The 11,605-nt window shown below is 60.9% G+C and carries 9 protein-coding genes; 2 read left to right on the top strand and 7 right to left on the bottom strand.

All coding sequences use genetic code 11. The features are described 5' to 3' along the window. Window positions 1-13: 13 nt before the first annotated feature. Together B5G28_RS10305 and B5G28_RS10310 are read right to left on the bottom strand one after the other, a co-directional pair. On the bottom strand, window positions 14-976 hold the full coding sequence (locus B5G28_RS10305) for an outer membrane insertion C- signal (RefSeq protein WP_087248479.1): 963 nt from the start codon (window positions 974-976) through the stop codon (window positions 14-16). 64 nt (window positions 977-1,040) lie between these two features. Next, window positions 1,041-2,288 (bottom strand): GTP-binding protein, encoded by a 1,248-nt coding sequence (locus B5G28_RS10310; RefSeq protein ID WP_087248482.1) that lies wholly within the window; start codon window positions 2,286-2,288, stop codon window positions 1,041-1,043. Window positions 2,289-2,678: 390 nt separating this feature from the next. On the opposite strand from B5G28_RS10310, the gene B5G28_RS10315 reads away from it, so the two are divergent. Continuing rightward, window positions 2,679-4,472, top strand: coding sequence for an aminopeptidase P family N-terminal domain-containing protein (locus B5G28_RS10315; protein WP_087248484.1), 1,794 nt, complete (start codon window positions 2,679-2,681; stop codon window positions 4,470-4,472). Between the two features lie 100 nt (window positions 4,473-4,572). On the opposite strand, the gene B5G28_RS10320 is transcribed toward B5G28_RS10315, so the two are convergent. After that, on the bottom strand, window positions 4,573-5,598 hold the full coding sequence (locus tag B5G28_RS10320; RefSeq protein WP_087248486.1) for a glycosyltransferase: 1,026 nt from the start codon (window positions 5,596-5,598) through the stop codon (window positions 4,573-4,575). A gap of 67 nt (window positions 5,599-5,665) precedes the next feature. On the opposite strand from B5G28_RS10320, the gene B5G28_RS10325 reads away from it, so the two are divergent. Then, entirely contained in the window at window positions 5,666-6,409 is a 744-nt protein-coding gene (locus B5G28_RS10325; protein ID WP_087248488.1) for a LytTR family transcriptional regulator DNA-binding domain-containing protein, read from the top strand. A gap of 4 nt (window positions 6,410-6,413) precedes the next feature. Here the strand turns inward: B5G28_RS10325 and B5G28_RS10330 are convergent, their stop codons facing one another. The 4 genes from B5G28_RS10330 to B5G28_RS10345 form a co-directional block, all read right to left on the bottom strand. After that, entirely contained in the window at window positions 6,414-7,061 is a 648-nt protein-coding gene (locus tag B5G28_RS10330; RefSeq protein ID WP_087248490.1) for an HAD family phosphatase, read from the bottom strand. A 197-nt stretch (window positions 7,062-7,258) separates the two neighbouring features. Beyond that, the gene (locus B5G28_RS10335) at window positions 7,259-8,914 is read right to left on the bottom strand and encodes a putative PEP-binding protein (protein ID WP_087248492.1); all 1,656 of its coding nucleotides are present in this window, start codon (window positions 8,912-8,914) and stop codon (window positions 7,259-7,261) included. Further along, on the bottom strand, window positions 8,911-10,083 hold the full coding sequence (locus B5G28_RS10340; RefSeq protein ID WP_087248494.1) for a patatin-like phospholipase family protein: 1,173 nt from the start codon (window positions 10,081-10,083) through the stop codon (window positions 8,911-8,913). The genes B5G28_RS10335 and B5G28_RS10340 overlap by 4 nt, the downstream gene beginning before the upstream one ends. 823 nt (window positions 10,084-10,906) lie before the next feature. Then, window positions 10,907-11,533 (bottom strand): hypothetical protein, encoded by a 627-nt coding sequence (locus B5G28_RS10345; RefSeq protein ID WP_087248496.1) that lies wholly within the window; start codon window positions 11,531-11,533, stop codon window positions 10,907-10,909. Window positions 11,534-11,605 lie beyond the last annotated feature (72 nt).

The following is an 11,605-nucleotide window of genomic DNA, read 5'->3' on the forward strand; positions in this document are numbered from 1 at the left end:
GGGGCAGATGCCGTCAGGAGAAGGCGACCACGTCGTTGAGGGGCTTGTGGGCCGGCTCCACCGAGGTGGCACTGAGAACGGGGCCCTTGCCCCGGTAGATGTTGTGGAACTTATAGCTCACCCGGGCGGTGACGGTGACCCAGCTGCGCTGTTCCAGGGCCTTGTAGCCGTCGTAGCTGCAGGGGAAGCCCACAAACTGGATGTCCTGCACGCAGCAGGTCATGGCGAAACGGCCGGGCACAAAGCTGTTTTTGCCGGCCCGGTTGGTCTGGCAGACCTGGGCCAGGAAGCGGACGGTCTTGCCCACGTACTTCTGGGGGTCCTCCTGGCAGTCCATATACCAGATGCCGAAATCGTCGTCCCCGATCTCGATGACCGGCGCCTCGATATCGAAGGGCAGCGGGTCGGGGATGTCGTCGTAGGCCACGCTGCCGTCGGCGAACTCATAGGCGATATCGCACCGGCGGGAGGCCTGACGCACCAGACGGTGCAGCTCCTGGCGGGCTTCGTCGGTGTTGACCTTTTCGGCCCGGTTAAAGACAATCAGCTCGCTGCGGGCGATCTTGTCCAGCATCAGGCTCCGCATGGCATTGTCCCGGGCGTAAGTCAGGGCGGTGGTGCCGTCGGCGGTGGCGATGACCTGATAGATCAGCCAGTCGTTGGGCAGGGCGTCGGCCAGGTCCTGCAGCAGCCACATGCCGTTGTACTCGATGACCACCCGGCCTGCGTCGGTCTCTTTGGCCAGGTTAGCCAGGTTCTGGGCGTTCAGCTCGGACTTGTCCTCCAGAACGCGGATGCTGGTGCCGGGGAAAGCGAATTTTTCGGGCTTGTACTCCTCTTCGCCTTCCTCGCAGACCAGCAGCAGGGTCTTGTCCCCCGAATCAAAGTTGGGGTCCTCAAACGTCTCCTGAATGAATTTGGTCTTGCCGCTCTCCAGGAAGCCCACAAACAGGTAGACGGGAATTTCCTTTGCCATAAACGAAACAATACTCCTTTTGGTGATGGGTCAAACAGGGGTCATGCCGCCGGGCGGCAGGCGCTCAGCAGCCGAACAGGGCTGCAATCCCCTTCTCGTCCAGCTTGGAACCGATGACCACCAACTTGCCGCCCACGTCGGCGCTGCGGCTGCGGATCTCCCGCTCGCCGGGGACGTAGTCGAACTCCAGCCAGCCGTCGGCGCCGCCGTTGACGATGCCCTTGGAGCGGAGGATCATGCCGTACTTGCCGCTCTCCAGCTCGTCCAGAGCCTGCTCGATGGCCGCACGGGAATAGGTGCGGGCCGTCTCGACGCCCCAGCTGGTAAAGACCTCGTCGGCGTCATGGCCGTGGTGGTGATGGTGGTGGCCACAGCTGCAGGTGCCGTCCTCGTGGTGGTGATGCTCATGCTCCTCGTGGTCATGGTCATGGTCGTGATGGCAGCAGTGATCGTGCTCCTCATCTTCCTCGTGCTCATGATCGTGGTCATGGCAGCAGCAGTGGTCGTGGTCCTCATCCTCGTGGTCGTGATGATGGTGATGATGCTCGTGCTCATCCTCGTCGTCATCGTCCTCGCCGTCGTGGTGATGATGGCCGCAGCTGCAGACGCCGTTCTCATCGTAGTGGTGGTGATGGTGGTGCTCGTCCTCGTCCTCATCGGCATGGGCGGCGTTGGCCTCGGCAGCCATGGCCAGCAGCTGGGCCACAAAGTCGTCCTTCTCGGACATGGCCTTGAGGATCTGGTCGCCGGTCAGGTCGTCCCAGGGGGTGGTAACGATGGTGGCGGTGGGGTTCTTCTCCCGCAGCATGGCCACAGCGGCGGCCACCTTGTCGGGGTCGGCGGTGCCGGTGCGGCTCAGCAGGATGCAGCTGGCGTTGGACACCTGGTCGTTGTAGAACTCACCGAAGTTCTTCATATACAGCTTGACCTTGTTGACGTCGGCCACCGTCACAAAGCTGGACAGCTCCACGTCCAGATGCTCGGCCACAGCCTCCACGGCACGGGTCACGTCGGACAGCTTGCCCACGCCCGAGGGCTCGATGACGATGCGGTCGGGGTGGTACTGCTCCACCACCTTGCACAGGGCCTCGCGGAAGTCGCCCACCAGGGAGCAGCAGATGCAGCCGGCGTTCAGCTCGTTGATCTTGATGCCCGACTCCTGCAGGAAGCCGCCGTCGATGCCGATCTCGCCGAACTCATTCTCGATCAGCACCACCTGCTGGCCCTGGAAGGACTCACGAATCAGCTTCTTGATCAGGGTCGTCTTGCCTGCGCCCAGGAAGCCGGAAAAAATATCAATCTTGGTTGCCATGATGTTTATTGCCTCGTTTTCTTCTCACACAAAAATCGTTTGGGACATCGGAGGGGGTTCAAGGGCCTTTTCCGGGCGGAAAGGGCGGGCGCAGACCGCCCGTCCCTCTGCCAAAGCCAAAGGCGGCAGGCGGACTTTTTGCCCGAGCCGGGCGGCGGCCGCGGCCTGTCACTCCCTGTGTGCCTCCGTGAACTTCATACACCTTTATTATAACAAACCTGTCAATGGCCGAAACGGCGATTTGAGGAATTTTTTGTAAATTTTTTGAGACCGTCCAAAGGGTTTGCATTCTGTCCGCCGGAATGCTACAATAGGGAGGCAAATGCAAACCAACAGGGCCGGGCCATGGTCCCGGCCGGATTCTCATATTTAGAAAGAAGGGCTTACTTTATGTCTACTGTCAGCGAACGGCTGGCCGCCCTGCGCAGCGCCATGCGCGAAGTGGGCTGCCAGGCTTATCTGATTCCCACCGGCGACCCCCATTCCAGCGAGTATCTGCCCACCCACTACAACAGCCGGGAGTATTTCTCCGGCTTCACCGGGGAGAACTCCACCCTGGTGGTGACCCTGACCGCCAGCGCCCTGTGGGCGGACGGCCGGTTCTTCGTCCAGGCCGAAAAGGAGCTGGCCGGCACCGAAATCCAGCTGATGCGGATGGGCGAGCCGGGTGTTCCCACCGTGGAAGCCTACTGCGCCGACGCCCTGACCGAGGGTCAGGTGCTGGGCCTGTGCGGCCTCACCGCCTCCTGCCGGCTGGTGCGCAGCCTGCAGAAGGTGCTGGACCCCAAGGGTGTGGAGGTCCGCACCTACAATCTGGAGGACCAGCTGTGGACCGAGGGCCGTCCCGCCCTGCCCGCCACCCCGGCCTGGCTGCTGCCCGCCGAGTACGCCGGCGCCACCCCCGCCGAAAAGCTGGCCCGTCTGCGGGCCAAGCTGACCGAGCTGGGCTGCACCGCCCAGATGGTGGGCAAGCTGGACAATCTGGCCTGGCTGCTGAACCTGCGCGCCATGGACATTGAGTGCACCCCCTATGCCATGGCCTATTGCTTTGTGACCCAGAACGACGCCGTCCTGTTCATCAACACCGACCGTCTGCCTCCCGAGGCCAAAGAGGCTCTGGCCGCCGACGGCGTCCGGCTGGCAGGCTACGACGAGATTCTGCCCTTCCTGAACGGGTACGGCGAGGCCCAGACCGTTCTGGCCGACCCGGATTCGGTGAACTTTGCGGTGTACAGCGCCCTGGAGGCCAACCCCGCCCTGACCGTCAAGGCCCTGGCCGATCCCCTGCTGCCCATGAAGGGCATCAAGAACGAGACCGAGCTGGCCCACACCCGGGAGTGCCACATCCGGGACGCCGTGGCCATGGTGCGGTTCCAGAAGGAGCTGGAGGAGCGGCTGGAGGCCGGTGAGACCCTCACTGAGCTGACGGTGGACGAAATCCTCCACAAGTACCGCAGCGCCCAGGACAAGTTCCTGGTGGAGAGCTTCCACACCATCGCTGCCTACGGCGCCAACGCCGCCATGATGCACTACCACGCCACCGAGGCCGACCACGCCGTTCTGGAGCGGAAGGGCTTCCTGCTGGTGGACTGCGGCGGCACCTACATGGACGGCACCACCGACATCACCCGCACCTATCCCCTGGGCCCCCTGACCGAGGAGGAGCGTCTGTGCTACACCTGGACGGTCCAGAGCCACATCGACATCGCCAAGGCGGTCTGGCTGGACTACTGCACTGGCCAGATGCTGGACACCATCGCCCGGGAACCCCTGTGGCAGCACCTGATCAACTACCGCTGCGGCACCGGCCACAGCGTCAGCTTTGTGGGCAACGTCCACGAAGGCCCCCACAGCCTCAACGGCCGCAACCAGGTGGTCTTTGAGCCGGGCATGGTCATCACCGACGAGCCGGGCGTCTACGAGGGCGGCCGTCTGGGCATCCGCATCGAGAACGAGCTGGAATGCCTCCACAAGGAGACCAACCAGTACGGCCGGTTCCTCTGCTTTGAGCCCCTGACCTGGGTGCCCATCGCCACCTCTCCCATTGTTCCCGGCGTCCTGACCAAAGATCAGCTTGACTGGCTGAACGCCTATCACCGCCGCGTCTTTGAGCAGCTGGCCCCCCGCCTGAACGACGAGGAGCGGGACTGGCTGGCCCGCAAGTGCGCCGCCATCGGCGCCTGAGCCGCCCTGCGGTTTCCTGAATTCATCCCAAACAAAAAAGCCTCCCATCCTGGCTGAGCTGGATGGGAGGCACTTTTCGTCCAAAGGCAAAGGGCTGCGGTCAGGATTCTGACGAACCGGACTGCCGCTTTTGGGCCGAAGCAGCGCCCAGGGCGTTGGCGGCCTCGGTGGTCAGGGTATCCCACTTTTCCATGGCCTCCGACACCACATTTTCCAGCGGCCCGCTGGGCAGGCTGCTCTCCGAGATGTCCACCAGATACCGCCGGATAGCGGCCTTGTTCTCCTCGTACAGGCCCAGCTTTTCATACAGGGCTTTGTAATAGGGAAAGACGGTGGTTTTCATCTTGACGATGGCCGCCGGGCTGATCTGGGTGTGAATGATGCTCTGGGGGTTCTGGACGTAGTAGTAGCCGGGCTGGTCGATGGCATAAAACCGGCGGGCATACTGGATATACTGCAGGTTGAACAGCAGATCCTCGGCCCAGTGCACCTGGCTGGCAAAGAAAATTTCGTGGTTCGCCAGGATATCGCTGCGGTACAGCTTGTTCCACAGGACGCTGTAATAGTAGGAGGCGGGCTTGTCCATCAGGTGAAGGGCAAAGCCCTCGGTGTCCAGCAATCCCCTGGGCAGGAAGTTGTAGACCCGGATTTCCGGTTCCTCGTCCTGGTCCGGGGCGGGGTCCTCTCCCGGCAGCAGGGCCGCCAGTTTTTCCTGCAGGCGGCGGCCCGAGGCCATTTCCCGGGGGATCACCATTTTGTAGGGCGCAATGACCAGGTCGGCGTCCTGTTCCTCGGCGGCACAGACCAGATGTTCGGTGTAGTCGGGGTCCATATAGTCGTCGCTGTCCACAAACTGGATATACTTGCCCTGCGCCAGCCGCAGGCCCAGATTCCGGGTGTCGGACACGCCGGAATTGTCCTTGTCCACCAGCAAAATCCGGGGGTCCACCTTCCGGTACATCTCACAGACCGGCAGGCTGATGTCCTTGGACCCGTCGTTCAGGACGATGATCTGGATATTCTGGTAGGTCTGGGCCCGAATGCTCTCAATGCAGCGGGCAATATGATTTTTCGCATTGTACACCGGCAGAATGATACTGACCAGCGGCTTGTCCTGTTGTAACATCCCAGTTAACCAACCTTTCTGTTTTCATCTGTTGCGTCTGCACCTTTCGGTGTCAGGAGGTCATTTCATGATTTTTCATATCGCAGTCTGCGCAGAGGACCCGTCCCTGCGGACCGCCCTTCAAAGGCACTGTGAGGATTATTTTGCGCGGCGGGCCGACGCCTGCCTGGTGGAGCCTCTGGAGAGTCCCGAGGCCCTGCTGGCCCGGGACGCCGAGAAGGCCCGGTATCAGCTGTACCTGATCGAGCTGAGCGGCCAGCCGGGCGGGACCCTGCCCGCCGGGCTCAGCGCCGCCATGGAGCTGCGGCACCGGGGACGGCACACACCGCTGGCCTTTGCCGCCCGGACGCCGGCCTGGGCCTATTATGCCTATCGCGCCGACGCCATGCAGTATCTCCTGTGCCCGGTGCGGTATGAGGCCATCTCGGCCCTGCTGAACCGGGCGGTGGAGCCGGAATACGGCCCCGCCCTGACCCTGCCCACCGCGGCCGGGCTGCGGGTGCTGCCCTTTGCCCAGATCGAATACATTGAGTGTACCCAGCACGTCGTTCATTTTCACCTGACCAGCGGCGAGTCGGTGGCGTCTCTGTCCCAGCGGGTGCCCTTTCTTCAGCTGACCACCCCGCTGCTGGCGGACGGGCGTTTTGTCCAGACCCACCGGTCTTATCTGGTGAACCTGGCCGAAGTCCGGCTGCTGACCCCCGGCGAGGTACAGGTGGCCTCGGGGGCCCGGCTGCCGGTGCCCCAGGGACGGGCGGAACGGGTTCGTCAGGCCCTGCTGGCCTGGCGCAGCAAAATGCCGGACCGCTGAGTCCTTACAGCCGGGACCAGTCCAGCTGGTCCCATCCGGTCAGGAACTGTTCGCTCAGGGCCCGGATGGCGGCCTCGTCGGGCTGGCTGGCCGCATCGGCCACCCCAATCACATGGAACCCTGCATCGTGGGCGGTGCGGGCGGCGTACAGCGCATCCTCGCAGACTACACACTGAGCGGGGTCCTGCCCGCCCAGCCGTTCCAGCGCCTGATAGAACACCCGGGGCTCGTGCTTGGTGTTCCCTTCCTGGGCCGACAGAACGAACTGAAACCGGTCCAGCACACCCAGCCGGCCCAGCACCCGCTCCACCATAAACTGCCAGGTGGCCGAGCAGACGCACAGTTTCGCGCCGGATTCATCCAGCCGGGCCAGCATTTCCTCTACGCCCGGCTTGAGGCTGACGGTCCGGTACAGCCGGTCCACCGCATCTACCGCCGCTCGGGTATAGCTGTCGATGGTCAGCGGCAGGTCATAGGTGGCAATGAGATATTGTGCCGTTTCAAAGGCGCTCATGGGCAGCAGAATCCGGCCCAGGTCGGGGGCCGGCGTCTTGCCGAATCCACGCACCAGTTCATAGGGCACCTCGGACCAAATCGGCATGCTGTCGGTCAATGTGCCGTCCATATCAAAAATCCAATAAGGATACTTCATCGTTTCCCCTCCACAATGTTCACATTGCCCCGATTATACACGATTGGGTCCAGGTTTGTACAGAGGCCGGCCGCCATCTTTTCCCCAAAGAGTCTTTTGTTGTTGCAAGACCAGAAATCTTCCACGCAAACAAAGCGCCTGCAAACGCAGGCGCTTTGCTGTTTTATGTATTTTGAAAATTTCCCCGCCGAAGCGCTTCACCCCTGCTCGGGCGGACCCTCGCGGTCGGGGCGGGCCTCCGACTCCAGCAGGGCTTTTTTGACGCTGAGCAGGTTCTGGGGACCCATGGAGAAGCTGCGCAGGCCCATATGAAGGTACTGCACCGCGTTGGAGGAGTCGCCCACCGCCAGACCGCAGATGGTGACGGGGATATGTCCGTTCTCGGCGGCATCCACCGTCATGCGGATCAGGCGGTACATGGCTTTGCTGGTGGGCTGGAAATAGCGCTCGGCGCTGGTGATTTCGCGGCCGGCGGCATGGGTGTACTGGGTCAGGTCGTTGGTGCCAATGACAAAGAACTGGCAACCGTGCCGGATGAAATCGTCGGCGGTCAGGCAGGCCGCCGGGATGCTGAGCATGATTCCGAAGGGCACGTCCGACTTATAGGGGACGCCCCGTTCGTCCAGGTTCTGGCGGCAGTGGGCCACCAGCCGCATGGCGGCATCCCAGTCCTCCACGTTGGTGACCATGGGGAACACAATTCGCAGCGGGCCCCGGGTACCGGCCCGCATGAGGGCGCGGATCTGGGCCTCAAAATTGCGGGGGCTGCGCAGGCTGCTGCGGATGCCCCGCATCCCCAGATGGGCCGACTGATCCCCGCGGTAGACATTGGAGAGGGTGCGGTCGGAACCAAAGTCAAAAGTCCGCACCGTAATGGGTTTGCCGCCGGCGGCGGCAATACAGGCTGTATAATAAAAGTACTGTTCCTGCTCGTCGAAGGTATCGCCGGCCAGAATCTGATAGTCGCTGCGCAGCAGGCCCACGCCGGCTGCGCCCGACTGGATGGCGCTGTCGATGTCCTCGGGGCCAAAGCAGTTGGCCAGCAGCTCAAAGGGCGTGCCGTCCCGGGTGGTACAGGGCATATCCTGCAGCGGAGTTTCCAGATTGCCTTCCTCCTCCCGCTGGCCGGCACAGATGCGGGCCACCATCTGCTGGCGGGTATCTGCGTCAGGGTCCAGAATGCACACCCCCTCGTCGGCGTCCAGCACCACAATACGGCCGTCGCAGTCGTCCAGGAAATCCCGTCCCACCTGCACCAGGCTGGGAATTTTGCGGGCGCGGGCAATGATGGCCGCATGGCTGAGGGCGCTGCCCTCGGATGTAATGATGCCCAAAATCATCCCCGCCGGGATGCTGAACAGGTCGCTGGGCATCAGCTGATCGGCGGCCAGAATCACCGGATGGTCCAGCGTCAGGCGCATCCGGGGCCGGTCGCACAAAATATTGATGACCCGCTGGGTGGCGTCCAGAATGTCCACATTGCGCAGCCGAAGATAAGTGTTGTCGGTCATGGCCAGGAGCTTGTCGGCATAGCGCTGGCCCACCCGGTTCATGGCCTCGGCCGCGCCGGTGCCCGCCTGGATATAGGAGTGCACCTCATTCAGAAAGCTCTCGTCCTCCAGCAGCATGCTCTGAAACCAGAAAATCGCCTGCTCGCTGGCATCCGCCCGGTTGGCCATGGATTCCAGTTCGCTCTGGGCGGTGCGGATCGCATCTTCCAGCAGCTGCATCTCTTTTTCCGGGTTCTGGGGATTGCGGTTGATGGAGGTTCTGTCCCGGTTGCTCTTGCTGATCAGGCTCACCTGGCCCAGCACCAGCCCGGACGAAACAGACACACCCTGGTATTTTTTCATGCGATCACCTCCGGCACAAGAGGCCCTGTCAGCGCACGGCGGACAAGGGCTTGCAAAAACAAATGCGGCAGCAGCGCGGCCCGGGCGGCCAGCGCGCCGTTTCCGGTCCCGTCAAACAGCGGGTCAAAGGTGGACAGCCGTTCCCCATCGCAGGCGGCCAGGAAGGCCTCTCCCAGAGACTGTACCGTATACAGCTGGGTGGGGTCCACGCCGGCCTCCTCGGCGGCGGCCTCCAGCGGAGCCAGCGGCTCATCCTGCAGGTCGGCCAGGGCCAGAGCCAGCACGGCGGGAATATGGGCCGCCGGCCAGCGGTCTTTCACCAGATCCCGCAGAGGGTCAAACCGTCCCCGGAACTCTGCCGCCGCCTCGGCGCTGCCCACCAGGGAAATGGGATACGCATCGCCCCGCAGGCGGCCAAAGGCCCGCATGGTATCATAATAGCCCAGCTCAATATTCCGGCGGGCCACATCGGGTTCAAACCGCAGGATATCCCCCAGTTCCCAATGGCTGCGGATCAGGGTGGTGGGCAGGCCGGTGCGGTTGGGTTTGGTGATGCCCACCCCTTCCAGGTCCACGCAGACCAGTTCTTCCGCCCCTAGCCGGGCCGCCAGGCCGGCGGGCATATTGTCGGCATAACCGCCGTCCAGGTATTCCACTCCGTCGATATTGCGGGCACGCAGCGCCGGGAAACAGGCCGACGACGCCAGCAGGTAGTCCTTCACCTTGCCCACGGGGATTTCTTCCAGGCTCAGTTCCCGGGGTTTCAGGCCCCGTTTTTCCACCGTCACCAGTCCAAATTTCACCGGCGACGCCCGCAGGGCCTCTTCGTCCAGAACCCGGCTGACAATTTCCTCCAGCGGGGTGACATCCAGTCCGCCCTCGGCCACAAACTGCCGCACCGCTTCCCCCAAACCGCCCAAACCGGTGCCGGGCGCAGGCAGTTCCATCACGTCAGAACTGCGGATGGACAGCCACATATCCCGAGCCGTCTCATACTGGTCCAAAACATACATGGCACCGTTGAGACAGCCCACACTGGTACCGGTGACCACATCGGCGGTCCAGCCCAGTTCATCCAGCGCGCGCCACACGCCCACCTGGTAGCTGCCCCGGGCTCCGCCGCCCGCCAGCACAAGGCCGCGGCAGGTCTTTTCTTCTGCTGCACCCATCTGCATTCCCTCCTTTGATGCGCGGCTGCATTCATGCCGTTTGGGGCCTGAGCGGTCCGCTGGGGATTCATTCCAAGATTTTATTGTTTAAGTATAGCATAAAAATGTTGCAATTTCTGTACCTTCCGCAACAGGCAAAATCTACAAATTTTTGATCTATTTTTTGTCACCCCGCTTTTTCGAGAAAAAGCTTGGCAAAAAGCTTTACTGGGTACCATCAACTCTAGCCGCTCTTTATGCCGTTTGTGAAGGTTGCAGACTATGCCGCGCTTACGTTAGGTCCGGCCTGCGGCCGGGTACGATGCAAACCAACTCAAAACCTGGTTTTCTGAACCGCAGAAAAGCTCTACAAAATCAAAAATCACCATCTCCTTTTATAGGAGCGGGGATTTTTACTTCCCCCAGCCCTACAGGCTTTCCTCTTGCGGTACCCTGAATTTTCTGAGCCGAATGCAGTCCGCTTAAAAATTTGGACAGCGGCCCCTGCTCTGCCTCGGCTGCGCAGCCAAGGGTTGAAACACAGGGTACATTCTCTATTCTATATGTTTCCCCGTATAACAAACAATGCGAGGGCCAGCTCGTGAGAGCCGGCCCTCGCAGAGGGACCCTATCTTTCGTGACGCAAAAGTTCTTTTGTTTTGGTGCGATCAACAACAGAAGGAATATTGGTTAGACATTCCCCTTTGTCGCCACATCGGATGGGTTATTTACCCGAACCTCAGGCGGTCTCTTGCCCGAGATCCCTTACATCACGCCCAGTCATGGTGCTACTGGGGGTGTTATAAGTAGTAAAATGTGTCTGACGGATGTATAAGGCCTTAAATCAGACAGTGTACACACTAGCGGTAACAGTGATAACGACAGCAGCATAGTAGTTGGTGGTGCCATCCAGTGCAGTAACCTTCACCATGCTGACAGCAGCAGTATCATAGCTGTACTTGGTTGCTTTGCTACCAACAAAAGTGGTGGCAGTAACATTATTAGCCTTGAGATGACCATCAACCAGAGTAGAAATCTGATCCACCAGGTTCTTCATAGAGGCCTCTTCGGTCAAGTTATCAGTAGCCTTGAAAACTGCGACACCAGTAACTTCCTGAGGATCAGCATCATTACTGAGGGTAGGATTCAGAACATTAGCAATGTTAGCAGCATAAACCTCTTTGCTATCATCGATAATGCTTGCCAGCTTTGCACGGACCTGCTCATCCGTTGCCTTTTCCCCTGCAGCGTTCAGAGCAGCCTTCAGCTGAGTATCAACAGTGCTGTCTGCTGCAAAAGTAATGATCTCCTTGGTCTCCTTAGACAGAGCATCGTTGACTGCAGCAACAATACCGGTCTCAACGGTTTCCTCGCCCTTATTGTCATTGCTGCCGTTGTTGGAGCAGCCAGCCAGCATGCTGATGGCCATAACGCCAGCGAGCATCAGAGAAGCAATTTTCTTGAGCTTCATAGTTAATTTTTCCTCCTTAATGGTGTAAAAAGATAGAGACCCAAAACAGGTTCAAAGGAAGGTCCTTTCCTT

Origin of the sequence: Faecalibacterium sp. An77, from assembly GCF_002161315.1 — a bacterium.
Taxonomy (GTDB): Bacteria; Bacillota; Clostridia; order Oscillospirales; family Ruminococcaceae; genus Faecalibacterium.

Coding starts and splice junctions, on each gene's coding strand:
- B5G28_RS10305 (WP_087248479.1), bottom strand. CDS start 976: ATGGCAAAGGAAATTCCCGTCTACCTGTTTGTGGGCTTCCTGGAGAGC.
- B5G28_RS10310 (WP_087248482.1), bottom strand. CDS start 2,288: ATGGCAACCAAGATTGATATTTTTTCCGGCTTCCTGGGCGCAGGCAAG.
- B5G28_RS10315 (WP_087248484.1), top strand. CDS start 2,679: ATGTCTACTGTCAGCGAACGGCTGGCCGCCCTGCGCAGCGCCATGCGC.
- B5G28_RS10320 (WP_087248486.1), bottom strand. CDS start 5,598: ATGTTACAACAGGACAAGCCGCTGGTCAGTATCATTCTGCCGGTGTAC.
- B5G28_RS10325 (WP_087248488.1), top strand. CDS start 5,666: ATGATTTTTCATATCGCAGTCTGCGCAGAGGACCCGTCCCTGCGGACC.
- B5G28_RS10330 (WP_087248490.1), bottom strand. CDS start 7,061: ATGAAGTATCCTTATTGGATTTTTGATATGGACGGCACATTGACCGAC.
- B5G28_RS10335 (WP_087248492.1), bottom strand. CDS start 8,914: ATGAAAAAATACCAGGGTGTGTCTGTTTCGTCCGGGCTGGTGCTGGGC.
- B5G28_RS10340 (WP_087248494.1), bottom strand. CDS start 10,083: ATGGGTGCAGCAGAAGAAAAGACCTGCCGCGGCCTTGTGCTGGCGGGC.
- B5G28_RS10345 (WP_087248496.1), bottom strand. CDS start 11,533: ATGAAGCTCAAGAAAATTGCTTCTCTGATGCTCGCTGGCGTTATGGCC.